The organism is Actinoallomurus sp. CA-150999, assembly GCF_050942425.1.
GTDB lineage: Bacteria > Actinomycetota > Actinomycetes > Streptosporangiales > Streptosporangiaceae > Actinoallomurus.
Map to the genome: position 1 here is coordinate 9774428 of NZ_CP192063.1, position 25606 is coordinate 9800033.

The following is a 25606-nucleotide window of genomic DNA, read 5'->3' on the forward strand; positions in this document are numbered from 1 at the left end:
GCCGACGCTCAACGCTATGAGCGGTGTGCGGCTGCGCGGGTGGCGAGGAGTTCGGTGAGCAGGTTCTCCCATTGCCCGGCGATGGCGGTGACGTCGTAGCGGGCGGCGGCCTGGTGGGCGGCCGCGCCCATGGCACGACGCTTGGCAGGGTCGTCGATGAGCTCGCCGAGGGCGTCGGCCAGCGCGTCGGTGTCGGCGGGCGGTACGAGGAGTCCGTTGCGGCCGTGGGTGATGATCTCGCGGGGGCCCTGTGGGCAGTCGAAGCTGACGGCCGGGACGCCGCAGGCGAAGGCCTCGATGATGGTCATGCCGAAGCCTTCGAAGGATGAGGACAGCGCGAGAACGGACGCCTCCGCGAAGGCGCTGTAGATGTCGCTGGTCCGGCCCATGAACGCGATGTTGTCGCCCAGGTCGTGCTGCGCGGCGACGGCGCGCAGTTCGCCGAGTTCGGGTCCGCTCCCGTACAGGCGCAGCGTCCACTCGGGATGGGTGGTGCTGACTTTGGCGAAGGCCGTGATGAGCCGTTCGTAGTGCTTGACCTTGGCCATGCGGCCGGCCGCGGCGATCACCGGGGCGTCCAGGCCGGAGGTCGGTTTGGCGCCCGCGGGCAGCGCGTTGGAGATGGCCTGCAGGCGTGTGGGCGCGTCGGCGAGGAAGTCGGCGTAGGCGCGCCGGTCGGCCTCGGTGAGGGTCACCAGGGCGTCCAGGCGTGGGTACCAGCGGCTCATGTGCTCCCGCAGGCCCGGGCGGTGCGCGTCCAGATGCAGGTGTTCCTGGCCGACCACGACGACGTCGCGCGGGGCGAAGCGGGCGGCCAGCAGGTTGAAGGCCGGGCGAGTGGTGATCAGCACATCGGTGTCCAGCCCGCGCAGGGCACGCCACATCTGGTAGTCGCCGCGCAACGTGACCTCCGACCAGATCCGCTCGCTGCGAGGCACCAGTCGGCTGTTGTGCCGGCTCAATCTCGCCGCGAACCGACCGGGGCGTGCTCCTTTGCGCAGGTCGACCAGTGTGCGGACGCTGATGCGGTCGTCGATCGGAAAGAACGGGTCGTCCCGCCGCCGATGCAAGGTGATGATCTCGATGTCGTGACGCATCGCGAGGTGGTTGGCGAGGGTGAGAGTGGCGCGGATCGTGCCGCCCATGCCGTAGGCGGACTCGAGAAGAAACGTGATCTTCATGCGCGGCGTCTCCAGGGGGGTGTCGGGGCCGGGCCTCCGCCTCGCCGGCGCTACACGATGGCGATCACTTCGAGGCGGCTTACCAGACTGCTACGACCAGCAGAAATAACTACTATTCAAATAGTATGACCGCGATAGTACTACTGGGTTCGTAAACGGCCTCGCCGGGATGATCGACCTATTCGCCGCGCCGCGTCCGCATGTGTCCGAATTTGGGACGAACTATTGACCCATCGCTACCCCGTCTTTACCCTCGCATCGCCGCGGCCGGACTCACGTGAGGACACATGGATCGCACCGTTCACCCACTTGACGAGCGCGGCACCGTACGCGACTGGCTCATCGCCGGCGCGTGGAGCGAGCCCGCCGACAACCTGCACGAGGTGCTCGCCGCCGACGGTTCCCCCTGGGGGCCGGAGGGCCGGTGGGTGCTCACCAACGGACCCGACGTCGCGCCGCTGAAACGCCGCCTGTACGAGCGGCGGCCCCTGCGGCGCGACCAGGACCGGCCCGAGGTCGTCGAAGGCGGCCCCGTCACATACGCCGGGCCGACCGGCGTCATCCACGAGGACCGCTGGCGGCGCGTCCACACCGGCGCCGACGGCCTCGTCGACTGGAGCCGGTTCTGCTTCACCCCCGAGTACCGCCTCGCCCTCGCCGCCTGCGTCCTCGAGGTCGACCAGGCCGAACGCCGTGTCCTGCGGCTCGCCTGCACCGGCCCGTCCCTGCTGTACGTCGACGGCGACTGTGTGTTCGCCGACGACACCGTCACGTATATGGAGCCCGCCGAACACGAGGTCGAGGTCCGGCTCCCGTCCGGCACGACCACGGTCGTCGCGGCGTCCTGGCAGGTCGCCTTCCGCGAATGCCGCCAGGTGCTGCGGCTACGCGTCGACGGCCTTCCCGTGCGGGTCGTCGTGCCGAGTCCGGGCGCGGACGAGCGGGTCGGCGCCGTCGCCGAGCAGGTCCTCGAATCGGTCGCCACCCCGACCTGGGGAGACGCGTCCGACGAGGTCGTCCTCACCGGCTCGCCCGGCGCGGCCCTGCGGGTCGGCTGGGACGGCCGGACCGCGCGGCTGCGACTCGACGAGCACGGCACCGCCCGGCTGTCCCTCGCGGCAGGAACGCCCGTCGAGGACACCACCGCGCAGGACGCCGGCAACGCCTCGATGCCGTCGACCGGCGAGGTCACCCTCCGCGTCGCGCTCGACGACGACCGCGCCCCCGTCTTCCGCGAACTGCCCGTCGCCGTGCTGCCCCGCGAGTACCGCGGCGAACCGGTCGGCGAACCCTCACGCCGGCGCGGCGAGTTCCTCGCCCGCGCCGCCGGTGTCCCCGTCTCGGCCGCCGAACTCGCCCGCGCCGAGCTCGACCCCACCGCCGTCATCAACGCCGCGAACCTCGACCGCGCCCTCTGGATGATCGACAACCGGGCCGACTGTGCCGACTTCGAGGCCGTCGGGCTGATGAACCTCTGGCACCGCGTGCCCGCCGACCGCTGGCCCCAGGACCTGCGCGACACCGTCCGTACGGCGCTGACCGGCTTCAAGTACTGGATCGACCAGCCCGGCCTCGACGCCATGTGCTACTTCACCGAGAACCACCAGCTCGTGTGGCACACCGCGGAGATCCTCGCCGGTGAGGCGTTCGCCGACGAGACGTTCGCCAACACCGGGTGGATCGGGGCCGCGCACGCGGAGCACGGCCGGGAGCTCGCCCGCGAGTGGATCGCGCGCAAGCTCGCCGGCGGATTCAGCGAGTTCGACTCCAACGCGTACCTGGCGATCGACACGCTCGCGCTGACCTCGCTCGTGGAGTTCTGCGCCGACACCGCGCTCACCGAGATGGCCGCCGGACTGCTCGACAAACTCCTGTTCGCGCTCGCCGCCAACTCCTGGCGCGGCGTGCACGGCTCCGCGCACGGCCGCTCGTACGTGCAGACGCTCCGCTCCTCCCGCCTGGAGGAGACCGCGCCCATCATGTGGGTCGTCTGGGGCGTCGGCGCGCTCAACGACGCCGTGCTCCCCGCGACGGTGCTGGCCACGGCCCGCCGCTACCGGATCCCCGACGCCGTACGCGCCGCCGGGCTCGCCCTGCCGGACGAATGGCTCGGCCGCCAGCGCAACACCGGGGGCTACCGCTTCCACCACGACCTGCTGTCCCGCCCGTACGAGTCGTCATGCGTCATCTACAAGACGCCCGAGGCGATGCTGTCGTGCGTCGAGGACTACCGCTCCGGCCTGCCCGGCTTGCAAGAGCACATCTGGGGCGCCACCCTCGGCCCGGAGACGCAGGTCTTCGTCACCCACCCGGCCAACGCCGCCGTGCACTCCTCCGCCCGGCCCGGCGCTTGGACCGGCAACCGCATCCTGCCCCGCGCGCGTCAGCACCGCGACACCGTGCTGGCGCTGTACCGCATCCCCCCGGGCGACACGATGGGCTTCACCCACGCGTGGTTCCCGCTCGCGCACGTCGACGAGTGGGCGCAGACCGGCGACTGGATCGCGGCCCGCCGCGGCGACGGCTACGTCGCCCTCGCCACCGAGGGCGGCGTACGGATCACCGCGACCGGCCCGGACGCGAACGCCGAACTCCGCCCGGTCGGCCCCGGCCACGCCTGGATCTGCACGGTCGGCCGGCGCGCCGTCGACGGGACGTTCGGCGACTTCGCCGCCGCCCTCGGCGCGCCCGAGTGGGCGAGCGACGCCGTGACCTACCGGACCCGGCACGGCCACGTCCTCGCCCTCGACCGGACCGGCCCGTTCACCGTCGACGGCCGGGCCGCCGACCTCGACGCCGACGGGCGCGTCGCCCCCGCGTACCACCTCGACAACCCGCTCTGCCGCGTCCGCGAGGGCGACACCGAGATGACCATCACCGTCGGCGGCCTCACCCACGTCATCGACCTGCGCCACGGCCGGAAGGTGGACACGGCATGAGTGCGCAGAACGAGCGAATCGAAGGCGACCTCGAGCGGCGGCCGCGCTTGCCGCCGCCTCGGATCAGACCAGGGGATGGATCTCCGGGTGGGCCTCCCACCAGCGCTTGAAGATCGGATTGTCGTTCACGTGGTCCGTGTACGCCCGGGCCAGGCTCCGGTAGAGCGCCGCGGCGGTGCCATCACTCAGCCGGTCGCGGCGCCAGGCGACGACCAGCCGTCCGACCTGCGGATCGCCGGTCAGTGGGCGGACGACGGTGCCGGGCTGGGCGGGCCAGGTCGGGTCGACCAGCCGCACTCCGTACCCCGGCGCGACCAGCGGCTGCGCCCCGCCGCTCGGCGCGTCATACCGCACCTTGGGCTCGAAGCCGGCTGTTCGGCAGGTCGAGCGCAGCGCCGCGAGCGAGCCGTCGTCGGCGCCCGGAGGGCTGATCCAGTACTCGCCCTTCAGGTCGGCCAGCTCGATCTCCGCGCGCTCGGCGAGCGGGTGGGCGGCCGAGAGCGCGACGAAGATCGGGTATCTGGGCACGAGCGTGCGGTTCGCGATCGGCGCCGCCATCGGAATGCCATAGCCCTCGATGACGCCGATAAGCGCCGCGTCCAGGTCATCGTGGGTGAGCGCATCGGTCAGCAGCGCGGACGACGGCTCGATGCGCAAGGACATCTCCACCTCCGGGAGTTCCTGCGCGACCCTGGGGATGAGGCTGGCGACGCAGGCCACGTGTATGGAGCCGAGCCGGATGCTCCGTAACCGCCCGGCGAGGCCGGGCAGATCGCCGAACAGGGCGCTCATCTCCGAGAGGACGATCCGGGCGCGGGAGATGACCTGGCGTCCCAGTGGGGTCGGCTGCGTGCCGCTGCGCGTCCGCACGAAGAGCGCCCCGCCGAGGAGCTCTTCGATCCGGTGGAGCTGGTTCGTCATGGCGGGCTGCGACAGTCCCATCCGGGCGGCGGCCCGTGTGAGGCTGCCCGTCTCCGCGATCGCGCAGATTATGCGGAGATGCCGGATATCAAGTTCCATAACTGAGGATTATGCTTCGGCGCCGCCGGATTCACCCCTCAGCCGAACCGAACCCGTCAGCGTCCCCTCGCAGTGATCGCACGGTCGCGATACGCGCTGTACAGCCGGTACGCATAACCCAAATTTATGGACGGGCTGATGACGCGCGACTTCCCCTCGCGTTCACACTTCGGACACTCGACGGACGAAGCCTCCGATATTTCGGACGACCGGGAGTATCGATGGAACGTCTAGAACTTCGTCACCTGCGGATGCTGTGTGCGATCGCCGACACGGGCGGATTGGGCAGAGCGGCGACGCTGCTGGGGTACTCTCAGCCGGCGGTCAGCACCCAACTGGGGCGGATCGAGGGTTTCCTCGGTGAGCCGCTGTTCACCCGCAGCAAGACAGGCGTGGCGCCGACGGCCTTCGGCACGGAGGTCGTCGCACGGGCTCGCGACGTGCTCGCGCGCGCGACCGCCATCGAGCGCCGCTCGGCCGGCACGGTCTTCGCCGCCGGTCAGGCCCTGAGACTCGCGGCGACCAACACTCCGATCCTGCCCGGAACGGTCGCCAGGATCCGTGCCGCACTGCCGGATCTGACGCTGACCATCTCGAGCGTCTACGCATCGTCACAGATCGTCGAGCTCCTGGAGGGCGACAAGCTGGATGCCGCCATCGGCGTGGACTATCCAGGGCTCGGGTTGCGGCACTCCGATGCCGTCGCGCACCGCGCCATCATCACCGAGCCCGCGTTCGTGGCGTTGCCCGCGAACCACCGGCTGGCTCATCGGCCGGAGGTCTCGCTCACGGAGTTGGCCGATGACGCCTGGTTCCTGACTCCCGACGACGGCGCCGGGTGGCCCGGGGTCTTCTACACGGCCTGCCAGGCCGCCGGATTCAGCCCGGTCACCGTGCACGAGTTCCTCGGCGACCGGCTCCAGCTGCAGAACATGATCGCGGGCGGTGAGGGCGTGTCGATCGTGCAGGCGACGTTCCTGCCCGCCGACGGCGTACTCATCAAACCCCTCACAGGCACGCCGGTGTGGCACCGCTTCCTGCTGGCCTGGCGGGCCAGGGGCGTCCGCGACAAAGTGGTCGAGACGGTCCACCAGTCCGCGGCCGCCGCCTACCGCGACCTCATCACCGACTCACCGCACTTCCAGGCGTGGGCGACAGGGACCAGCCGCCTGCGTGCGAGTTAGGGTCGGCCTCCGGCGGTCGGCGCGGGGTCCCGTCGGAAACCGCCGGCGGAGAACGGTAGACCCATCGACGGGCTGCGGAATGTTATGACCTGCCGCGAATTCTCCTATGACATGTCATATTCCACCTGTCGATACGGCCTGGGAAGTTCGGTGGAGCGCCTCGCAACCCCCGCCTGAGGCGCAGAAACCCCCGAGGGAGCAAGAATGCGCCACCGAACCCCCCGGCCTCCCCAAATCCTTGTCGTCAGGTTCCTGACCATCGCCCTGGTCGCCGGTCTTCTGGCCGCTCTGACCGGCCATGCGAGGGCGTCCGCCGTGACCGCTACCGAGGTGGCTCGTACGTCGTCGGCGCCACCGGTACCGCGGCCGGTCGACCTGGTCGGCGCCACCTCAGAGCGCGACGATGTGCGGGCCAAGCCGCTGACCGCCGCCCAGCAGCCTCCGGCCAGGCTTTCGGTGAAGAAGCGCCTGCCGTCGGCGAGGCCGAAGGCCGCCGCGCAGTCGTGCACTGCGGCCGACTTCGGCAGCCGGAGCGGATCCGCGCTCGCCGAGTACGTCCGGGCCTCGACCCAGCAGTGCATCGACAGCCTGTTCTCCCTCACCGGCACCGACGCCCGGGACGTGTTCCGCCAGGCCCAGATGGTCGCCGTCGCCAACGGCTTCCAGACCTACTCGACGACCTATCCCGGCGACGACTCCACCGGTGTCGCCGAGCTCATCTACTTCCTGTGGGCCGGCTACTACGTCCAGGAGAACAACGCCTCCGCGGTCGGCCCCTATGACTCGACCTTGACGGCGGCGGTGCAGGCCGGTCTGGACACCTTCTTCACCGGCCCGCGCTCCATGGACGTCAGCTCCGGCAACGGCACCGTCCTGGGTGATGCCGTCATCCTCACCGACAGCGCCAACCTGCAGGGCCGCTACCTCAACGTCTACAAGCGAATCCTCAACGCCTACAACAGTTCCTGGGACGGCGTAGGGAACATGGACAACGCCCTCAACAGCGTCTACACCCCGCTGTGGCGCGGAAACTGGAACCCGGACTTCGTCTCCGCGGTCACCGCCGACCCCGGCGTCATCGACACCCTGTACGCCTTCGCCCGCGACCATCTGAGCCTGCTGGGCGGACCCAACGACGTCCTGGACTCCAACGCCGGCAACGACCTGGCCCGTCTCGTCGAGCACCCCGCGCTTCAGGCCAAGGTACGGCCGCTGGCCAAGAGCCTGCTCGGCCTCTCCGCGATCACCGGCCCGACCGCCTCGCTGTGGGTCCACGTCGCCTACCAGTCCAACTCCTTCGACCCGGGGCAGTGCTCGTACTACGGCGTCTGCGACCTGACCGCCCAACTCACCGCCGCGTCGCTTCCGCACACCTACACCTGCGCTTCGCAGACCATCTCGCGCACCATCCTGGCGCAGGCGCTGTCGGCCGCCGACATGGCCGCCGTCTGCACGAGCCTGCGCAACCAAGACCCCTACTACCACGGCCTGGTCAGGGACAACGGCCCGATCCCCGGCCAGTACGAGACCAATGTCCGGCTCGCAGTGTTCGCCACCAAGGCCGACTATGCGACCTACTCCTGGGCGATCTTCGGCAACAGCACCGACAACGGCGGCGAGACACTGACCGGGAACATCACCGACCCGAACAACAAGCCGGTCTCCGTCATGTACCAGAAGCCCGGTGACGACGGCTTCGTGGCCCGGGTCTGGAACCTCAACCACGAATACACGCACCTCCTCCAGTCCATCTACGACATGAAGGGCACCTTCGAGCAGCAGATCGTGCATCCCGACATCTGGTGGATCGAAGGTCAGGCCGAGTACGTCTCGTACAGCTACCGCGGCATGACCGACACCGAGGCGGTCGCCGAGGCCGCCAAGCACACCTACCGGCTGAGCACCCTATGGCAGACCACCTACGGTGACACCACGCGCACCTACCCGTGGGGCTACCTCGCGGTCCGGTACATGTTCGAAAAGCACCCCGCCGACATCTACACCATGCTGGCCCACTTCCGGACCGGCGACTACGACGGCGGCTACGCCGTCTACAACACCGGCATCGGCACCCGCTACGACGCCGACTTCGACACCTGGCTGGGCACGATCGCCGGCGGCACCAACCCGCCGGGCGGCTGCCCCTCCACCGACACCCGCGCCATGAGCCAGAACTGCACCCGATCGAACCAGTCCTCGGCCACCGGCCAACTGAACTACTTCTACATCTACCTGCCGGCCGGAACCGTGACCCTGCACATCACCACCACCGGCGGCACCGGCAACGCCGACCTCTACTACAACGCCGCCGCCTGGGCGACCCCCACCGCCTACACCGCCAAGTCGACCAACCCGGGCGACAGCGAAAGCATCACCGTCACCAACACCACGGCCGGATACCGCTACATCAGCCTGTACGCGGCCACCGCGTACAGCGGCGTCGCCGTCACCACGACCTACTGACCCGGCGGTCTGATGCCCGAACGGGACCGCCAGGCACCGCAAGGACGATGAGGGGAGGCCCCCGCAGGCCTCCCCTCATCGTCATCGGCAGCCGGGCTTAAGAGGTGTAGAGCTGCTGCGTCGGGACGATCTGCTGCTGGGTGTTCGGGCTCGACCACAGAAGCTTCATGTACGCCTCGCCGGTCTGCTCGGTGTGCTCGACCCTGATGGAGTACTTCCGGCCGGCCTGCAGGGTGATACCGCCCTTGTCGACCTGAGGCCCGTGCGGGGTCGTGTCGTCGATGATGAGCCTGCCGTCGATCCAGACCCGTGCGGTGTCATCGGAGACGGTGGTGAACTGGTAGGTCTCGCTGTATCGCGGCTGGATGAAGCCGGTCCACCGGGTGCCGAAGTGGTCGCTGGGGATGCTCGGGGCCGGGGAACCGAGGAACCTCCAGGCGTAGTTGATCGACGGGTCGGTGCGGGTGACCTTGGGGGTGCCGGACAGCTGGTCGTTGTCGAAGATCTCGGCCTTCAGCCCCGTCCCGGTGCCCGGTGCCGCCGGGTCCTGGGGAGCGATCGATAGTTCGATCACGGTGGCGGACGCGTTGGTGGCGTTCCCGGACGGGGTGATGTCGTATCCGTCACCGGCCTTGGTCACGGTGACCTTCTGATCGCTGCCGAGCACCTGCGCGTTCTTCACGGTGAACGGCGCGGTAGCGGTCAGGTGCAATGGCCTGCCGGCACCGGGCCACTGGAAGACCGAGGCGTACAGGTCGTTGCCGTGACGGCTGACCGTCCCCCAGTTCGGCTCGGCGACCACCCCGGGGTAGCCCGCCTGGTAGACGGCGGCGCCCTGGCCGGCGGTTCCGGACCAGTCCCCGATCGCCTGCAGCCGCTGGACGGCGTCGGCCGGCACCCGGCCGAGGCTGTCCGGGCCGACGTTGAGCAGGTAGTCGCCGCTGCGGCTGGAGGTGGCGAGCAGGTTGTGGATCAGCGTCGGCCCGGACTTCCAGTTGGTGTCGTAGCGCGCGTAACCCCAGTGGTCGTTGATGGTCATGCAGCTCTCCCAGGGCTGCCCGTCGACGGGCGCGTCGGGGATCGTCTGCTCGGGCGTGCCATAGTCCCCGTCGGTGACCCGCCGCTTGCCGACCCGGTTGTTGGTGATCAGCTTCGGATCCAGGCCGTGCAGGTACGACTCCAGGTCCTCGCCGTCCCGGGGGCTCCAGTTGTTCGTCGGGTTGTCGGTGTTCCAGTCGCCGTCGAACCACAGCAACGCGGGGTGGTAGTTGTCGATCAGTTCCTTGAGCTGCCCGTACATCCGCTGCTTGTACTTGGGGAAGTCACTGGCGAAGTCCGGGTCGTGCCAGTCCCAGATGGAGTAGTACAGGCCCAACTTGATCCCCGCCGCATCGGCGGCCTTCTTCAGTTCGGCGAGGATGTCCCGGTTCTTGTCGAACGACGAGTGGTCGCGCAGGTTCCAGGTGTTCTGCTTGGTCGGCCACATCGCGTACCCGTCGTGGTGCTTGGACGTGATGACGATGTAGCGCATTCCAGCGCTCTTGGCGGCGGCGACGATGGCCTTGGCGTCGAAGTCCTTCGGATTGAACGTCGCGGCCTTCTGCTCGTACTCGGCCATCGGGATGTCGCAGTTGCGCTTGATCCACTCGGCGTCCCGGCAGACGGTGCCGTCGGGCCTGGTGTACTCGCCCTCCCAGTTGGAGTAGTCGCCGAAGTGGATGAACATCCCGAACCTGCCGTCCCGCCACCACGCCGTACGTGGCGAGGTGAACGGATCGTCGAACGCGTAGTTCGTGCCGGGGCCGGGCGCCGCAGCGGACGCCGTACTCGGCGTGGCGGCCAGACATGCGGCGAGCAGGACACCGGATAGGGCGATACCCCTGAGATGGGTCACGGACATCGATCTCTCCTGATTCTGTGGCGCGACGTCGTCTGACCGCGGTCAGGCGGGGATGGCCAGGCTGGTGGTGAAGGGCCGGTCGTAGATCTCGAGGTTGCGGATGGAGGCCCAGGCACCGGAAGGAAGGCCGGTGACGGTGACGCGGACGTACCGGGCCTGCGCGGTGAAGGTGACGGTCTGCACCTGGCCGGTGTTGGACGTGCCGGTCAGGTCGGCGAGCGTCGTCCAGGTGGTGCCGTTGGTGGAGCCTTCGACGCGGTACCGGTAGTTGGTCTTGTCGAACTCCCAGGCGATCCGGGCGCCGGTCAGTGACCTTGTCGAGCCAAGGTCGACCTTGAGCCAGTGACCGATGTCGCCGTCGGCCGCGCACCAGCGGGTGGCGGTCGCCCCGTCGACGGCCCTGGCGGCCAGGTTGCCGTGCGAGGTCTCCTCACTGTCGGCGGTGGCCGTCTTCCCCACCGCGATGTCGGTGGGCCGCACGCCGCGGTCGAGGGTCACCGCGACGACGCCGTCCTCGGGGAAGCGGGTGCGGTTGATGCCCGTGATCGTTACCTTGCCGTCGGAGCCGACCTGGTACGGCAGGTCGGTGCCCGCGGCGACGTCGTAGACGCGGGTCACGCGAGCGTCGCCGACGGGCGGGGTGGTGAAGCTCGTGCCGCTGTAGCCGGGCAGCAGGTGGATGTAGAACGTGTTGTCCTTGCAGGTGAACCCGTACTCGCCGTCGACGGGGTTCCACGGGCCGCCGCTGGTGGAGTAGACGGCCGAGCCGCACGCCTTCATGAAGGTGCCGATCCGGCGGAGCAGGTCGGCCTGCGGGGCGGGCACGGTTCCGTGCCGGTCCGGTCCGACGTTCACAATGGCCGTGATGTTCCGCACCCAGCAGTTGACCAGGATGTTCATGGCCTCGCTGTAACTCATCACAGCGGCGCTGGAGTTGTAGCCCCATGACCCGCAGACGGTGAAGGCCTTCTCGGTCAGCCCGCCGGTGCGGATCGCGCCGGAGGGGACCGAGCCTCCTTCGTCGATGGCGTAGTCGCCCACCCAGCCCGAACGCGGGGTGGCCAGGATGTCGGGCTGGTGCTCGCGGACCATGCCCATCAGTCCCAACGGCTCGCCGCCGGCGTCGGTCTCGCCGTGGCCGGTGTCCACCGGCCACTGGTTGCCCGTGTCCCGGAGCCGACCGGGCTCCCAGAAGAACTTGGCGTCGGCGTCACTACCCTGCTCGGCCAGCCAGCCGCCGTCCCACCACAGGTCGTCGATCTTCCCGTACTGGGAGACGAGCTCCTTGATCGACTCATACACCTCGTTCTTCATGACCCGCGCGTTCTCCTTGTGCGCGGGATCGGTGGTGTATCCCCACGGGTTCTTGGCGCAGTTCGTGCCGTAGACGTCGTAGTAGCCGGGATAGCGCCAGTTGATCGGCGAGTAGTACAGGCCGACCCGCAGGCCCGCGGCGCGCACCGCCGCCACGTAATCCTTGACGAAGTCACGCTTCAGCGGCGCCTGGCCCGCGTTGAAGGCGTTGGGCTGACCCGCGGGCCACAGCGCGAAACCATCATGATGCCGCGTGGTCAGCACCGTGTACCTGGCCCCGAAGTCCTTGGCCAGTTGCGCCCAGGCGGCGGGGTTGTACGCGTCGGCCGTGAACTGTTCGCTCGTGACGTCGGTGACGAACCTCTGGTAGTTCGCCGGTGTGACGGCCGCGTCGTGCATGTACCACTCGCCCTTGGCGGGGCCGGAGTAGACACCCCAGTGGATGAACATCCCGAGCTTGGCATCCTGCAGCCAGGCGATCTTGTCATCCGGCTGCTGCTCCAGACCTTGATCGACCTGGGGAATGCGCAGCGGAAGAACGGGCAATGGCGCGGCGGGGGCGGCGGGGGTGGCCTTGGCCGCGACCGCCGCGGCCGGCCTGACGACTGCGGCGACCGTGATGGCCGTCATGCCGGTCAGCACGCTGCGACGGTTGATGGATTCGTGCATTGTCGACTCCCGGGTGGGTTGCGAGCACGTTACGTCCGCTTTACCGGAGTCGTCAACACATTCATCCGACGTCTTCGTCGGTGCGCACCATCACGCCATTACGACGAGATTTTGGCATGCTTAATTCCGCCGCCTTCGACCTGCGAATTACTCAGGTAGAACAGATTCGAGGTGGCCCAGATACGGCTTGATATTCGATTGATTCTCGAGCAAGTGATCCGATCTTTGTGTGGGTTTCGCGCCCCAGCGAAGCGGTCCTGGCCGCCTAGCGGTCCGAGCCGAAGTCCTGGGTCCAGTACGTCCCGTACGGTGTGCTCGAGCCGAACGCGACGCCGATGCCGATCGCGTGGAAGCCGCAGTTGAGGATGTTGGCCCGGTGTCCCGGGCTGTGCATCCACGAGTCCATCACCGCCGCCGGGGTCTGCTGACCGGCGGCGATGTTCTCCCCCCAGGCACTCGAGGCGTATCCGACGGCGGCGAGCCGCTCGCCCGGGCCCTTGCCGTCCGGGTTGGTGTGGTCGAAGAAGCGACGGGCGACCATGTCGGCGGAGTGTCCCTGCGCGGCTCTCGCCAGTTTCGCGTTGATCGTCAGGGGGCCGCACCCGTGCTGTGCGCGCTCGGAGTTGGTGATGCTGAGGACCTGGGCGGCGTACTGGGCCGCCTTGCCGGTCGGCCCACCGGCCACCGGTGCGGACGCGGGCACATGCCGGGTCGTGGCCGGAGCAGGTTTGTGGGTCTTCGGGTGCGACTTGCGCGGAGTCGGCTTGTGGGTCTTCTTGTGGGACTTGCGCTTCGTCGGCTTCGGGGCGTCAGGGACGGGATCGGACTGCGGTGAGGTCGTCGCGCCGGCGGCTGCCGACCGGGCCCCGGTCTGCTTCCCTGAACCTCCCGAGCCGCCGGTCGCCGCGTACGCGACGCCGACGACGGCGCCGAGCCCGACCGTGCCCGCGACCCCGATCGTCGCCCATCGCATGGGCCGGCGGCGCCGCCGACGTCGTACGGTCGTCGAACGCGCCGGGTCCGGCTTGTCCCAGAAAGTCTGCGTTTCGTGGTTCACCGAGGTTCGCCCTTCATGGGTCTGCTGTGTCTGGTCCGACACATGGAAGACCCGGCGATCGCCCATGGATAACGAAAAATCCTGACCTCTGCCGAAGAAGCCGTCCGCGGTGGCCGTCGAGTCGCAGGACGGATGCATGGGGCGCGCCGGGCGTCCCCCCGGAAGGCGGTCCCTCCACCCACAGACCCAAATGTCCGCAAATGGTCGCGGATTTCCTGTAATCGAAGCCAGAATGCAGGGTCTTCCAGAACGAGGTCGAACCGATCGGCCCGGGAGGAGGACGGATGCGCACGGAGGTCAGCGAGGACCTGGTCGCGGCCGCGCAGGCCGGTGACCACGATGCCCGGGAACAGTTGGTTTCTGAGTGCCTGCCGCTCGTCTACAACGTCATCGGCCGGGCCCTCGGTGGCCACGCCGACGTCGACGACCTGGTGCAGGAGACGCTGCTGCGGGTCATGAACGGGCTCGGCGGTCTACGGGACCGGTCGCGGTTCCGTTCCTGGCTGGTGACGGTCGCCATGAACGAGGTACGGCGGCGCTGGTCGGCGAACCAGAAGCGGCCCGTCGTCGACCTCGAGGCCGTACACGACGTGCCCGATCCGGCCGCCGACTTCGTCGAGCTGACCATTCTGCGACTGGGTCTGTCCGGGCAGCGCCGGGAGGTCGCGGAGGCGACCCGGTGGCTGGACCCGGACGACCGCGAACTGCTCGCGCTGTGGTGGCTGGAGGCATCGGGGCGACTCACCCGATCGGAGTTGGCCGCGGCGCTGGACTGCTCTGCCAGGCATGTCGCCGTCCGAATCCAGCGGATGAAGGAACGGCTCGACTCCGGACGCGCCATCGTCCGTGCACTGGGCGCGCACCCGCGGTGCCGGGAACTGTCCGAGCTGACGGCCCACTGGGACGGCCGGCCGGCGCCGGTGTGGCGTAAGCGGATCGCGCGGCACATCCGAAGCTGCCGGACCTGCTCGGAACAGGCCAGGGGTCTCGTGCCCGCCGAAGCGCTGCTCGCCGGCCTGGCCCTGGTGCCGCCACCGCCGCACACCGGCTCCACGCCATTCCATACCGGGGGGCACGCCACCCTCGGGAGACACCGTCGGATGCGGCGCCCCAGGCCTGGCCGGACGCGGACCGCGATCGCGGGGACGGCTGTGGCGGCGATCGCCGTGTTCTTCATCTGGTCGATTCCGCGCTCACCAGATCATCAGCCGACGCCGGCAGGGCCGACCACCACGGCCAGGAGGCCCGCTCCGGAACGCCGGTACGCCTCCGCGACGACGCTCGAAGGCTCGGTCACGCGCACCCACCGCCCGGTCACGCCTACCGGCAGTGCGTCACCGGGCGGCGTCGAACAGCAGGTCGTCAGCCTCGTGAACACGCAGCGGGCCAAGAACGGCTGCGGTCCACTGCGCGTCGACGGCAGACTGCACACCGCGGCGCAGAGGCACTCCGACGACATGGCCGCCCGCCACTTCTTCGACCACACCGACCCGGATGGCAAGAGCCCGGGCGACCGCATCACGGCGACGGGCTATCGATGGAGCGGGTGGGCGGAGAACATCGCCGCCGGCCAGCAGACCCCAACGGCCGTCATGAACAGCTGGATGAACAGTCCCGGCCACCGCGCCAACATCCTCAACTGCGGATACAAGGACATCGGCGTCGGCGTGGCCGATGGCCGCGGCGGCCCCTGGTGGACGCAGGACTTCGCGACACCGCAGTGACCCGGCCTGCGGTGTATCAAGCGGCCGGTCAGGTCGGCTGGTCGCCGATGAACCGGTCGACGATGGTCAGCAGTGCCTCCGGGGTCTCGATCTGCGGGAGGTGCCCGGCGTCCGGCATGAGGTGGAAGGCGGCGCCGGGGATGGCGGCGGCGTACTCCTTGCCGTAGGCCGGTGTCGCGATCCGGTCCGCCTCGCCCCAGACGACGAGAGTGGGGGCGGTGACGCCGGCCAGGCGTGCGGCCAGGCTCGGATCGGACATCGAGCGGCCGCCGTAGGCCTGCAGGGCCGCCCGGTTGCCCGCGGTGACGGCCTTCTGCTCGTCGGTCAGCGCGCCGAGGTCGATCCGATAGGCGTCGGGATTCGCGTAGCTGAAGTCGGCGACCTGGTCGAGCGTGAGGGAGAAGAAGTCGGCGACAGGGTGCTCGGCGCTGTCCAGGCCGACGGCGTCGACCAGGATGAGTCGCTCGACGCGCTCGCTCGCGCACAGCGCGACCTCCGCTGCGGCCCAGCCACCGATCGAGCTGCCGATGACGGTCACGTCCAGCAGATCGAGATGGTCGAGCAGGTCGCGGTAGAGCTCGCCGAGTCTCCGGATCGAATCGAGCCCGTCGGGGCGGGGGGTTCCGCCGAAACCGGGATTGACGGGGGTCAGCACCCGTAGCGGGGAGCGCGCGGCCATCAGGTCGGCGAACCCGGCGACCGAGTTCGGGCCCGCGCCGCCGTGGAGCAGCAGGACGGGGCGGCCCTGCCCGCGTTCGGGAACGGTGAGCGGGATGTCGCCGAAGGAGGTGGACAGTGTGTATGTGGTCATGGGCAGGTGGGTCTCCTTAACGGGGGTTGTTCCTGGGCTGGTCAACCGCGGCGTGCGGTCGGCGTCGAGATGTGCTCGTCAGTCGGCGTAGTCGGTGGCCGGCTCGGTGTCGTACCGGTTCATGACCTTCACGGTCGACTCCGGGGTCAGCGTCCCGCCCTGCTCGATCATGTCCCGGAGGTCACGGAAGTACTGCACGTACAGGTCGGGAGTGAAGGTGTTCAGCAGCACCAGCGGCTCGTCGGTGGGGTTGGCGAAGGTGTGCGGAGCACCCGGCGGGATCATCGCGAGGGTGCCGGCCGGTGCGTCGTACGTCGTGGTGCCGACCGTGAACCGGGCGGTCCCCGAGACCACGTAGAAGCCCTCGTCGTGTCGGCCGTGCCGATGCTGGGGCGGGCCGTCGGTGTGCGGAGCAACGGTGATCTCGCCCATTCCGAGGCGGTGCCCGGTGGTGCTGCCGTCCTCCAGGATCCGCATGGTGGTGGGTCCCAGCTGCACGACTTCGCCACCATCGGGGCCGACGATCGAAACCTTGGCCATGACGTCTCCTTCATGAGAGTGAACTCTCGTTACGGTACAAGCCACTCACATTTCATGCAAGTACACTCTCATAAGGAGGCATGCCAATCATGACGAGAGAGGTCACCTGTCGATGGTCGATAGCAGCACCACGGGACGCGCGAATCAGAAGGCCCGCACGCGCAAGGCCATCGTCGACGCCTGCCGCGAGCTCACCCGCTCCGGCGCCGAGGTGACGATGCCGCAGGTCGCACGGACCGCCCTGGTCTCCGAAGCCACCGCCTACCGCTACTTTCCCGACCTGGTCTCGCTTCTGCGGGAGTCCCTGGCGGGAGCGTGGCCCGACCCGACGGAGGCCCTCGCGCCGATCGCGGACTCGGCCGACCCGGCCGAGCGCGTCGCCTTCGCCTGTGAGTACCTGCTGCGCGGGGTCGACGCGTATCAGGGCGCGGTACGCGCGATGATCTCCCAGACGATCACGGCGCCCGCGAACCCGACGGCCCGCCCCGGCATCCGCTTCGGCCTGATCGACCACGCCCTGGCGCCCTTCGAGGACGCCGATGGGCCGGCCTCTCTCACCCCCGCGGCGATGACCGACCTCAAACGAGGCCTCGCGGTCATCGTCAGCGCCGAGGCGCTGTTCACGCTGACCGACCTGTGCGGCCTTTCGGCCGACGACGCGATCGCGAGCGCGGTGCGGACGGCGACGGCCCTCACGACGGCGGCCTTCACCGAGGCATCCGCCCGCTGAGTCGCGCGGCATACAGGCGGGTCGGCTCGGCGGCTTCACGCATAATCGGAGGATCCTCCGCTTATGCTAGCCTCAGCGTAGCGGAGGACCCTCCGCATCAATGAGACTACGCCATCGACGAACGGGAGCGTTCTCATGAGCACAGTCGGAAGCGCGCCGAAGGCCCCGGGTGGCAACGCCACGCTCGCGGGACGCCGGGTAGCCCGGGTCGGTTTCGGAGCGATGCATCTGGCCGGCGGACACGGCCGCCCGGCCCCCGAGCCCGAGTCGGCCATCGCGATGATGCGCTCCGCCGTCGACGAGGGCGTCAACCACATCGACACCGCGCAGTTCTACGCCGCCGGCCGGTGCAACGAGCTGATCCGCGACGCCCTGGCGCCGTATCCCGAGGACCTGGTGCTGGTGAGCAAGGTCGGCGCGGAACACGACGACCAGGCCGGCCTTGTCCTGGCCCAGCGGCCCGAGCAACTGCGCGCGAGCGTGGAGGCGAACCTCGCCACTCTGGGCGTCGAGCGGCTGGACGTGGTCAACCTGCGCCGCGCCGACGCTCCGCCCGGCCTTCTGGCCGAAGGCGACCAGGTCGTCGACCTCGACGGCCAACTCGCCGAGCTCATCGCCCTGCGGGACGAGGGCAAGATCGGCAGCATCGGGCTGAGCCACGTCAGCGCCGAGCAACTGCGCCACGCCCTGCCCGCCGGGATCGTCTGCGTGCAGAACGCCTACAGTGTCCTCGACCGCACGAGCGGGCCGGTGCTGGACGTGTGCCGTGAGCACGACATCGCCTGGGTGCCGTTCTTCCCCCTCGGCTCGGCGTTTCCCAACTTTCCCAAGGTCACCGCGCATCCGGCGGTGACCGAGGCCGCCGCGTCCCTCGGGGTGACACCCGCGCAGGTCGGCCTGGCGTGGCTGCTCGCGACCTACGCGCACACGTTGCTCATTCCGGGCACCGTCGACCCCGCCCACATGAAGGAGAACCTCGCGGCGGGCGACGTCCACCTCGACCGGAAGACCATCGACACCCTCGACGGCATCGCTGCGTCCGCCGGGTAAGGACTTCCCCTGCGGCGCGGCGATGCCGTCGAGGGCGGCGGAACGATAATCTGGTTCGCGGAACCTGGTTCGCCGATGACGAAAGCACGGACGGGTCATGATCCAGTCAGTGCAACGCGCGGCTCAGATCCTGCGTGAGCTCGCGGCCACCGGCCCGAGGCTGGGCGTGACGGAGCTCGCGGAGCGGATCGGGGTCGCCAAGCCGACCGCCCATGCGCTGCTCCGCACGCTGGAGACCGAAGGGCTGGTCGTACAGGACCCCGAGTCCAGCAAGTACGCGCTGGGCCCCGGGCTGGTTCGACTGGGCAACGCCTATCTCGACGGTCACGAGCTGCGCACCCGGTCCATGATCTGGGCCGACGCGCTGGCGACGCGGGTGAACGAGGCGATCTGGGTCGGGGTGCTGACCGGTGATCACGTGCTGGTGGTCCACCACGTCTTCCGGCCCGAGGGAGCGGTCCAGATCCTGGAGGTCGGGGCCACGATCCCCTGGAACACGTGCGCGCTGGGCAAGGCGATCGTGGCGTTCGGGCCCGAGGCCACGGAGACGGAGCTCCTGGGCAGTGAGCTGGGCGTGCTGACCGGCGCGAGCGTGAGCGACCCTGAGGCTCTCGCCGAGCAACTGACGGTCGCGCGGAGCGTCGGGTACACGATCGAGGATCAGGAGTCCGCCCTGGGCGACGCCGGTGTCGCGGCACCGGTGTTCGCGCGCTCCGGCGATGTCGCGGGCGCCATCGGCGTGGTCGGTCCGGTCGAGCGGCTGCTGTCCGAGTCCCGGCGGGAGGAGATCGCGGTCGCCGTACGGGAGACGGGGCGCAATCTCTCGCGGGAGCTCGGAGCCACCCGCGGCCGTACCCGGCGTGCCGGCTGACCGGAGAACGCCTTTGCCGTACGGGGCCGGCCCCGAACGGCGTTCATCAATGGTGAATCGCCTTCTGGCTTCCCGGTGGACGTCGGGTGAGGTCAGCCGATGCCGTATTCCGCGGCCCACACGGCGGCGACCTGGGTTCGGGAGGTGAAACCCATCTTGTACAGGATGCGCCCGACATGGCCCTCGGCGGTGCGCGGGGCGATGACGAGGGCGCTGGCGATGTCCTTGTTGCTGAAGCCTCGCGCGACGAGCTCCGCGATCTCGCGTTCCCGGCGGGTGAGGGCGCCGGCGACGCCCGTTCGAGCCTCGTCCGCCGTTTCGGACGCGGTGGGCTCTTCATCCCGGGCTCGGGCGATCGCCTGCTCGGGGGTGAGCCGTCCGCCGCGCGCGTGGGCCTCGGCGAACGCGTCCTGGCCGAGTGCTCGCCTGAGGCCGATCTCGCAGTCGGCGTGCGCACGCGCCACCGGCCCGAGTCCCGGCAGCGCTGCCCCGGCCGATCGCCAGAGGGCGTCCGCGGCGCCCAGCAGCTCGGCCGCGTATTCAGGCCGATCCTGATCGGCGGCGATCCAGCTCAGCGCCTCGACGCAGTGCGCGAGGCCCAGGCGCTCCGAGGGGACACGCGGCGGACGCAGGGCCTGACGGATCACGCCGGTCGCGGCCCGCGCGTCACCGCGTCGCCACAGGTCCAGGCCGCTGATCAATTGCGCTTCCCGGCGGGACCATCGGGCACCGGCCGCCTCGCACATCTCCTCGCATTCACGGCATAGCGCGGTGGCGCGGGCGTCGCCCATGAAGACGGCGGCCGTGGCCAGGTGCAGCAGCGTGGTCCACGAACGGCCGTGGTCGCCCGCGGCGCGGTAGTAGGCCAGCGCCCGGGTCAGCAGCGCGCAGGCCCGCGGGAAGTCCTCTTTCAGCACCGCCGCCAGACCGGTCAGCTGGACCACCCCGGCCAGCTGCGCCTGGTCGTCGAGCCGCTCGGCCAGTTCGCGGCACTCCTCCAGCAGCGGCGCCGCCGCCGGGAGGTCGCCGCGCCGCAGGCACAGCCAGGCGTCGGCCCACAGCGCCCTGGCCCGTGCGGCGCTGGGAGCGGGATCCGCGGCGAGGGCCCGCTGCAGCAGGCGGTGGCCGTCGCCCAGAGAGGCGAATGACAGTGGATGGCTCCACAACGCGGCGGCCATCTCCAGACCGGTCCGCTCCTCGCCCGGCTCGTTCAGGCAGGACTCCAGCACCGCGGCCCACTCGGCCTCTTCGCCGGCCATCCGGTCGACCCATTCGACCTGATGAGGGCCGAACCACTCGGCTCCGGCCTGCTCGGCGAGGTCCCGGTACCACTCGCGGTGCCGCCGCCGTACGGCCTGCTCCTCACCGGACTCGACCAGCCGGTCCTGCCCGTACCGGCGCAGTGCCGTCAGCAGCCGGTACCGCGTCCGAGAGCCGTCGGCCTCCCTGCCGAGGATCGACTTCTCCACCAGGCCGGCCACCGCCTCCAGGACGGCGTCGGTGAGGATGCCGTCGTCGCATATCCGCTCCGCCGTCTCCAGATCGCACGCGCCGGAGAAGACCGACAGCCGGGCCCATAGCGTGCGCTCCTCGGCCGAGCACAGGTCGTAGCTCCAATCGATCAGCCCGTGCAACGTCTTCTGGCGCGGACTCGCGACCGGGGAGTCGCTGCGGAGGAGCAGGAAGAGCTGATCCAGCCGATCGACGATCTGCTCCACCGACAGCATCCGCATCCGCAGCGCCGCGAACTCGATCGCGAGCGGGAGACCGTCCAGCCGATGACAAAGCCCCGTCACCGCCGCGGCATTGGCGTCACAGACGGCGAACTCCGGCACGACGGCCGACGCCCGCTCGCCGAACAGGCGCACCGCCGCGTACCGCAGCGCCGTGTCCGCCGACGCCTCATCGGTCTCCGGCACGGGAAGCGACGGCACTTCCAGGACATGCTCCCCGTTGGCGCGGAGGAGCTGCCGGCTGGTCGCCAGGATCCGCACATCGGTCGTCAGGCACAGGAGGTCCCCCACCAGAGCCGCGCACTCGTCGATCAGGTGCTCGCAGTTGTCCAGCACCAGCAGCATCCGTTTTCCGGCGAGATGCCGCGCCAACCCGGCCGGGTCCTCGACGTTCCGGAGGCCGAGAGTCTCCGCGACCATCCGTACGGGCGACTTCGGCGTCTCCGACGCGACCAGGTCGACGAGCCACACCCCGTCGGGGAACGCTCGCCGGGCTTCGGTCGCGACGCTCAGTGCCAAGCGGGTCTTGCCCACGCCGCCGATGCCGGTCAACGTCACCAGACGGCCGGCGCCCAGCAGCCGCTTCACCTCGGCGAGTTCGCGCTCACGTCCGATGAAACTCGTCATCTCCGTCGGCAGGTTTCCCACCGGTCGGCCTGTTACGGCTGTTCGCATTTCCTCTCCACGTCAGAAGATCGTCCGATCTCCTCTGACCGGCTAGGACATATGCCTGATCGCCACCGATGAAATGGCCGCCGGCCTGCCGCCTGTGCGTCGTTGCCGGGGGCAGGAGATCATCCGCTGCCGATCTTCGCAGCGGCTCGACCGCCCCGCCGGACAACGGGGGTGGGGACGGTCGGCAGGTTGTTATGAACATCAATCTAGAACTCTGAATTCGGTTCATCAATAGCGAACGACCTGCGGATTTCATCCGCTCTCAGCATGCGAGACAGATGCCGGACCGCTGCTCCTCGGTGTTCTTACGGGACCGTCACCGGCCGAGACGCCCGTACGCCCGTCGGCTGCGGATCTCCGAACTCGGTTCCGCATCCGTGAACCGGCTTCTGATCACACGGTCGACGAGGGCCATGACCCACGATCAGGCTGACGGCGTCCCCGGTGGCCACTCGGCCATCCCGTTGCCATGAGCCTTAGCCTGGTCGGTAACGATGTCACCAGACTCACCGCCTTGGACAGCGAAATGGACATCGAGACGACCTTGGCGTGGGTGCGGGGGATCACCGCGGCCATATACCGCGATGCCGACTATCTCACCCGGCTGGACGCGGCCATCGGCGACGCCGATCATGGCGTCAACATGCAGCGTGGCTTCTCCGTCGTGCGAAGCACGCTCAATGGCAAAGAATTCAACACGGTAGGGGAAATTCTCACTAAAACCGGTACCGCGTTGTCGTCGAGCGTCGGCGGTGCGGCGGGCCCGCTGTACGGGATGGCGTTCCGCGCCATCGGCAAGCAGCTCACCGAACCGAGCGTGACCGCCGAACAATTGCTCGCGGCACTGCGGGCCGGCCTGGAAGCGGTTCAGAAACTGGGTGCCGCTCGCCTCGGGGACAAGACCATGATCGATGCTTTCGGTCCGGCGGTGGAGGCGTTCGAGGCGGCCGTACGCGGCGGAGCCGCCCTCAGCACGTCCGCCTCCGCCGCCGCGGACGCCGCGGAAGAGGGCATGCGCGCCACCATCCCGATGATCGCCCGCAAGGGCCGCGCCTCCTACCTCGGGCCCCGCAGCCAGGGCCACCAGGACCCCGGCGCCACCTCCACGGCGCTCATCTTCCGCGCGCTCGCCGAGGCGGTGGCGCCCTGAACGCTCGTCCCCGGGCGGACACCGCTCCCGCCGCCGCTGCGCCGGACGTGACTTACGCTGTTGTACGAACCGCTCGCACGAGCGAGCGCCCGCTGAATCCGCAGCTCGCGGAGCCGGGGACCCACCGAAGTGTTGGGGTGAATCGGCACATCGTGCCGTAGGGCAGCTTCCACGCCCGAACCCGTCAGCTAACCCGGTAAGCGGCATGGAAGCCGAAGGAGTACCCCTGTGTCCGCTCGACATCCCCCTCCGTCCCGGCTGAAGCGCACGGCGCTCAAGGCCGCGATCGCCGGTATCACCCTGGTCGGTGCCGCCGTGGCCACCGAGCTCTCCGTGAGTGCGGCCCCGCACTTCCGCGGCCCCGTCTCCGTGGTGGCCGACCACGATCCGGTCCCGGACCTGGACACCGTGCTCAGGCGCATGATCGTGCTGAAGGGTCACTCCCAGGTCTCCGCCGCCGACGTGCTGAAGGTCGCGCTCTCGCAGGTCGGCACGACGGCGGACGCGGCCGGGAGCACCAAGTTCAACCAGTGGTTCATGTCCACCCCGGCCGCCCAGACGGGCGCCCAGCGGTACGGCGGGAAGATCAGCGACTACGCCGACGCCAGTTGGTGCGACATGTTCGTCTCCTGGGTCGGCGCGCGGGCCGGCGCGCCGGGCATCGGAGTCGACGCGTTCACGCACACCCATGCCCAGTGGTTCCAGCAGCGGGGCCGGTGGGGCGCCGTCCCGAGGCCCGGCGCCGTCGTCTTCTTCTCCTTCTCGGGCGACAAGACCGTCGGCGGCATCGAACACGTCGGTCTCGTCGTCAAGGACGATCGCGACGGGACGATCGAGACCATCGAGGGCAACACCGACAAGGCTGTCAAGATTCGCATCCGCCCCGTCTCCGAGGTCGTCGGGTACGGCTACCCGGACTACCTCCGCTAGCTCCCCACGGAGGCGACGGTGGCCGCCGGGGCCGCGGCGGGCGCCGCGATCGCGCTCGGGATGCGCGGTATCCGCGGTGCGATCGCCGAGCGCCCTGCGCGGGACCGCCGACTGTGGCGAGAATGGGGCCATGGGCAGGGTCGCGTACGGCGTCGCACTCATCGTCCTCACCGCCGCCACGGCATGCGGCTCCGGCGACGGGTCGAGAGCGGACACCCGTTCACCCGCACCGAGCGGCGCCCCCACGAGCACGTCGGCGCCGGCGCGTACGGCCGTGTCCTGGCCGACCTACCACGGATCGAACGACCGCGCCGGGTACGCCGCCGGCTTCCCCGCCCCGCGTACGCTCGCGGACGCCTGGACGGCGCGGCTCGACGGAGCGGTGTACGGGCAGCCGGTCGTCGTCGGCGGCACGGCGTACGTCGGCACGGAGAACGACACCGTCTACGCGCTCGACCTGGCGACCGGGCGGCAGGTCTGGAAACGGCACCTGGGCACGCCCGTGCCGCAGTCGGCGCTGCCCTGCGGGAACATCGACCCGCTCGGCATCACGGGGACGCCGGCGTACGACGCCGCGACGCGCACGGTGTTCGTCGCGGCCGAGACGACCGGCGGGCGCCACACCCTGGTGGCGCTGAACACCGCCGACGGCAGCGTACGGTTCACCCGCGGCCTCGACGTCGCGGCCGGCCGCGAAAGCAAGGCGGAACAGCAGCGCGGCGCCCTCTCGGTCGCCGGCGGCCGGGTGTACGTGCCGTTCGGCGGGCTCGACGGCGACTGCGGGAACTACGTCGGCTACGTCGCCGCGTACAAAACCGATGGCCAGGGGCCGGTCGCCTCGTACGCCGTTCCGACCAGCCGGATGGGCGGCATCTGGGCGCCGTCCGGCCCGGCCATCGGCGCGTCCGGCGACGTCTACGTCGCCGTAGGGAACGGCGCGAGCGTCGGCGGGCCCTACGACGGCAGCGACTCGGTGCTGCGGCTGTCACCCGACCTGTCCCGCCGCTTGTCGTACTTCGCGCCGAAGAGCTGGGGCAAGGAGAACAGCGAGGACCAGGATCTCGGCTCGACGGGCCCCCTCCTGCTCCCGGGAGAGCGGGTGCTCATCGCCGGCAAGACGGGCGACATCTACCTGCTCGACGCGCGCGACCTCGGGGGGATCGGCGGCCAGCGCGCCTCCCTGCCCGGCTGCGTCTCCTTCGGAGGGATGGCCCGGTCAGGGTCCTCTGCGTTCCTGCCCTGCGAGAACGGCCTGCAGCGCGTCGACGTCTCCTCCGGCGGCGACCTGCGCCGGGTCTGGACCGCGCGAGCCGCCGTCAAGGGATCGCCGGTCGTCGGCGGCGGCGCGGTATGGACCCTCGACACCGACGCAGGCGTGCTGCACGCCCTGTCCCAGTCCAACGGGAGCTCCATCGCCTCGCGGCGCGTCGGCACGGTGACCCGCTTCGCCTCCCCGACCCTCGCCGGGTCACTCGTCCTCGTCCCCACGACGCAGGGCGTCACCGCCATCAGCGTCCACTGACACGGGCCGACGGCCAAGCGGCGTGCACCGGCGCTGGCACCGGCCGACGGTGTGCACTGACGTGGGCCGACTCGCCATCAGGGTCCGCTGACCCGGGCCGATGCGCTGTCCAGCGTCCACTGGCCCCGGGCCCGACGGGCACT

The 25606-nt window shown here is 69.8% G+C and carries 18 protein-coding genes and 1 riboswitch; of the genes, 10 read left to right on the plus strand and 8 right to left on the minus strand.

The window, feature by feature from the left end; translation table 11 throughout:
- Positions 1–14: 14 nt before the first annotated feature.
- Positions 15–1181 (minus strand): glycosyltransferase family 4 protein, encoded by a 1167-nt coding sequence (locus ACQP2O_RS44995; RefSeq protein WP_433175488.1) that lies wholly within the window; start codon positions 1179–1181, stop codon positions 15–17.
- A 287-nt stretch (positions 1182–1468) separates the two neighbouring features.
- Between ACQP2O_RS44995 and ACQP2O_RS45000 the strand changes: the two genes are divergently transcribed.
- On the plus strand, positions 1469–4120 hold the full coding sequence (locus tag ACQP2O_RS45000) for a hypothetical protein (protein ID WP_433175490.1): 2652 nt from the start codon (positions 1469–1471) through the stop codon (positions 4118–4120).
- Positions 4121–4183: 63 nt separating this feature from the next.
- On the opposite strand, the gene ACQP2O_RS45005 is transcribed toward ACQP2O_RS45000, so the two are convergent.
- Complete coding sequence (locus ACQP2O_RS45005) at positions 4184–5140, minus strand: LysR family transcriptional regulator (RefSeq protein WP_433175492.1); 957 nt, start codon at positions 5138–5140, stop codon at positions 4184–4186.
- 221 nt (positions 5141–5361) lie between these two features.
- Here ACQP2O_RS45005 and ACQP2O_RS45010 point away from each other — a divergent pair, with 221 nt between their 5' ends.
- Entirely contained in the window at positions 5362–6324 is a 963-nt protein-coding gene (locus ACQP2O_RS45010; RefSeq protein ID WP_433175494.1) for a LysR family transcriptional regulator, read from the plus strand.
- Between the two features lie 204 nt (positions 6325–6528).
- Positions 6529–8787 carry a M9 family metallopeptidase gene (locus tag ACQP2O_RS45015; RefSeq protein WP_433175496.1) on the plus strand — a complete coding sequence of 753 codons (2259 nt, stop codon included), beginning with the start codon at positions 6529–6531 and terminating at the stop codon, positions 8785–8787.
- A 97-nt stretch (positions 8788–8884) separates the two neighbouring features.
- Here ACQP2O_RS45015 and ACQP2O_RS45020 read toward each other — a convergent pair whose 3' ends face one another.
- The 3 genes from ACQP2O_RS45020 to ACQP2O_RS45030 form a co-directional block, all read right to left on the minus strand.
- Positions 8885–10687, minus strand: coding sequence for an alpha-L-fucosidase (locus ACQP2O_RS45020; RefSeq protein WP_433175498.1), 1803 nt, complete (start codon positions 10685–10687; stop codon positions 8885–8887).
- Positions 10688–10729: 42 nt separating this feature from the next.
- Complete coding sequence (locus tag ACQP2O_RS45025; protein ID WP_433175499.1) at positions 10730–12670, minus strand: alpha-L-fucosidase; 1941 nt, start codon at positions 12668–12670, stop codon at positions 10730–10732.
- A gap of 265 nt (positions 12671–12935) precedes the next feature.
- Positions 12936–13727 carry a CAP domain-containing protein gene (locus tag ACQP2O_RS45030; RefSeq protein WP_433175501.1) on the minus strand — a complete coding sequence of 264 codons (792 nt, stop codon included), beginning with the start codon at positions 13725–13727 and terminating at the stop codon, positions 12936–12938.
- A 284-nt stretch (positions 13728–14011) separates the two neighbouring features.
- Here ACQP2O_RS45030 and ACQP2O_RS45035 point away from each other — a divergent pair, with 284 nt between their 5' ends.
- Positions 14012–15451, plus strand: a complete 1440-nt coding sequence (locus tag ACQP2O_RS45035) for a sigma-70 family RNA polymerase sigma factor (RefSeq protein WP_433175503.1) — start codon at positions 14012–14014, stop codon at positions 15449–15451.
- Positions 15452–15479: 28 nt separating this feature from the next.
- Here the strand turns inward: ACQP2O_RS45035 and ACQP2O_RS45040 are convergent, their stop codons facing one another.
- Together ACQP2O_RS45040 and ACQP2O_RS45045 are read right to left on the minus strand one after the other, a co-directional pair.
- On the minus strand, positions 15480–16262 hold the full coding sequence (locus tag ACQP2O_RS45040; protein ID WP_433175505.1) for an alpha/beta fold hydrolase: 783 nt from the start codon (positions 16260–16262) through the stop codon (positions 15480–15482).
- A 78-nt stretch (positions 16263–16340) separates the two neighbouring features.
- On the minus strand, positions 16341–16802 hold the full coding sequence (locus ACQP2O_RS45045) for a cupin domain-containing protein (protein WP_433175507.1): 462 nt from the start codon (positions 16800–16802) through the stop codon (positions 16341–16343).
- Positions 16803–16914: 112 nt separating this feature from the next.
- Between ACQP2O_RS45045 and ACQP2O_RS45050 the strand changes: the two genes are divergently transcribed.
- The 3 genes from ACQP2O_RS45050 (at position 16915) to ACQP2O_RS45060 (ending at position 19453) form a co-directional block, all read left to right on the plus strand.
- Complete coding sequence (locus ACQP2O_RS45050) at positions 16915–17532, plus strand: TetR/AcrR family transcriptional regulator (protein WP_433175509.1); 618 nt, start codon at positions 16915–16917, stop codon at positions 17530–17532.
- Between the two features lie 135 nt (positions 17533–17667).
- Positions 17668–18582: an aldo/keto reductase gene (locus ACQP2O_RS45055; protein ID WP_433175511.1), complete on the plus strand. Its 915-nt coding sequence runs from the start codon at positions 17668–17670 to the stop codon at positions 18580–18582.
- A gap of 97 nt (positions 18583–18679) precedes the next feature.
- Positions 18680–19453 (plus strand): IclR family transcriptional regulator, encoded by a 774-nt coding sequence (locus ACQP2O_RS45060; RefSeq protein ID WP_433175513.1) that lies wholly within the window; start codon positions 18680–18682, stop codon positions 19451–19453.
- Positions 19454–19545: 92 nt separating this feature from the next.
- Here the strand turns inward: ACQP2O_RS45060 and ACQP2O_RS45065 are convergent, their stop codons facing one another.
- Positions 19546–21813 carry an ATP-binding protein gene (locus tag ACQP2O_RS45065; RefSeq protein ID WP_433175515.1) on the minus strand — a complete coding sequence of 756 codons (2268 nt, stop codon included), beginning with the start codon at positions 21811–21813 and terminating at the stop codon, positions 19546–19548.
- Positions 21814–22330: 517 nt separating this feature from the next.
- Between ACQP2O_RS45065 and dhaL the strand changes: the two genes are divergently transcribed.
- The 3 genes from dhaL (at position 22331) to ACQP2O_RS45080 (ending at position 25463) form a co-directional block, all read left to right on the plus strand.
- Positions 22331–23011, plus strand: coding sequence for a dihydroxyacetone kinase subunit DhaL (dhaL, locus tag ACQP2O_RS45070; protein ID WP_433175517.1), 681 nt, complete (start codon positions 22331–22333; stop codon positions 23009–23011).
- 80 nt (positions 23012–23091) lie between these two features.
- Positions 23092–23228: riboswitch (cyclic di-AMP (ydaO/yuaA leader) on the plus strand.
- Between the two features lie 11 nt (positions 23229–23239).
- The gene (locus tag ACQP2O_RS45075; protein ID WP_433175518.1) at positions 23240–23941 is read left to right on the plus strand and encodes a CHAP domain-containing protein; all 702 of its coding nucleotides are present in this window, start codon (positions 23240–23242) and stop codon (positions 23939–23941) included.
- A 130-nt stretch (positions 23942–24071) separates the two neighbouring features.
- The gene (locus tag ACQP2O_RS45080; RefSeq protein WP_433175520.1) at positions 24072–25463 is read left to right on the plus strand and encodes a PQQ-binding-like beta-propeller repeat protein; all 1392 of its coding nucleotides are present in this window, start codon (positions 24072–24074) and stop codon (positions 25461–25463) included.
- Positions 25464–25606 lie beyond the last annotated feature (143 nt).

What these genes read in the sequence shown, in the direction of transcription:
- ACQP2O_RS45065 (WP_433175515.1), bottom strand. Translation starts at nt 21,813, where the DNA reads ATGACGAGTTTCATCGGACGTGAGCGCGAACTCGCCGAGGTGAAGCGG.
- ACQP2O_RS44995 (WP_433175488.1), bottom strand. Translation starts at nt 1,181, where the DNA reads ATGAAGATCACGTTTCTTCTCGAGTCCGCCTACGGCATGGGCGGCACG.
- ACQP2O_RS45005 (WP_433175492.1), bottom strand. Translation starts at nt 5,140, where the DNA reads ATGGAACTTGATATCCGGCATCTCCGCATAATCTGCGCGATCGCGGAG.
- ACQP2O_RS45045 (WP_433175507.1), bottom strand. Translation starts at nt 16,802, where the DNA reads ATGGCCAAGGTTTCGATCGTCGGCCCCGATGGTGGCGAAGTCGTGCAG.
- ACQP2O_RS45025 (WP_433175499.1), bottom strand. Translation starts at nt 12,670, where the DNA reads ATGCACGAATCCATCAACCGTCGCAGCGTGCTGACCGGCATGACGGCC.
- ACQP2O_RS45020 (WP_433175498.1), bottom strand. Translation starts at nt 10,687, where the DNA reads ATGTCCGTGACCCATCTCAGGGGTATCGCCCTATCCGGTGTCCTGCTC.
- ACQP2O_RS45035 (WP_433175503.1), top strand. Translation starts at nt 14,012, where the DNA reads ATGCGCACGGAGGTCAGCGAGGACCTGGTCGCGGCCGCGCAGGCCGGT.
- ACQP2O_RS45060 (WP_433175513.1), top strand. Translation starts at nt 18,680, where the DNA reads ATGATCCAGTCAGTGCAACGCGCGGCTCAGATCCTGCGTGAGCTCGCG.
- ACQP2O_RS45015 (WP_433175496.1), top strand. Translation starts at nt 6,529, where the DNA reads ATGCGCCACCGAACCCCCCGGCCTCCCCAAATCCTTGTCGTCAGGTTC.
- ACQP2O_RS45080 (WP_433175520.1), top strand. Translation starts at nt 24,072, where the DNA reads ATGGGCAGGGTCGCGTACGGCGTCGCACTCATCGTCCTCACCGCCGCC.
- ACQP2O_RS45050 (WP_433175509.1), top strand. Translation starts at nt 16,915, where the DNA reads ATGGTCGATAGCAGCACCACGGGACGCGCGAATCAGAAGGCCCGCACG.
- ACQP2O_RS45010 (WP_433175494.1), top strand. Translation starts at nt 5,362, where the DNA reads ATGGAACGTCTAGAACTTCGTCACCTGCGGATGCTGTGTGCGATCGCC.
- dhaL (WP_433175517.1), top strand. Translation starts at nt 22,331, where the DNA reads ATGAGCCTTAGCCTGGTCGGTAACGATGTCACCAGACTCACCGCCTTG.
- ACQP2O_RS45000 (WP_433175490.1), top strand. Translation starts at nt 1,469, where the DNA reads ATGGATCGCACCGTTCACCCACTTGACGAGCGCGGCACCGTACGCGAC.
- ACQP2O_RS45055 (WP_433175511.1), top strand. Translation starts at nt 17,668, where the DNA reads ATGAGCACAGTCGGAAGCGCGCCGAAGGCCCCGGGTGGCAACGCCACG.
- ACQP2O_RS45040 (WP_433175505.1), bottom strand. Translation starts at nt 16,262, where the DNA reads ATGACCACATACACACTGTCCACCTCCTTCGGCGACATCCCGCTCACC.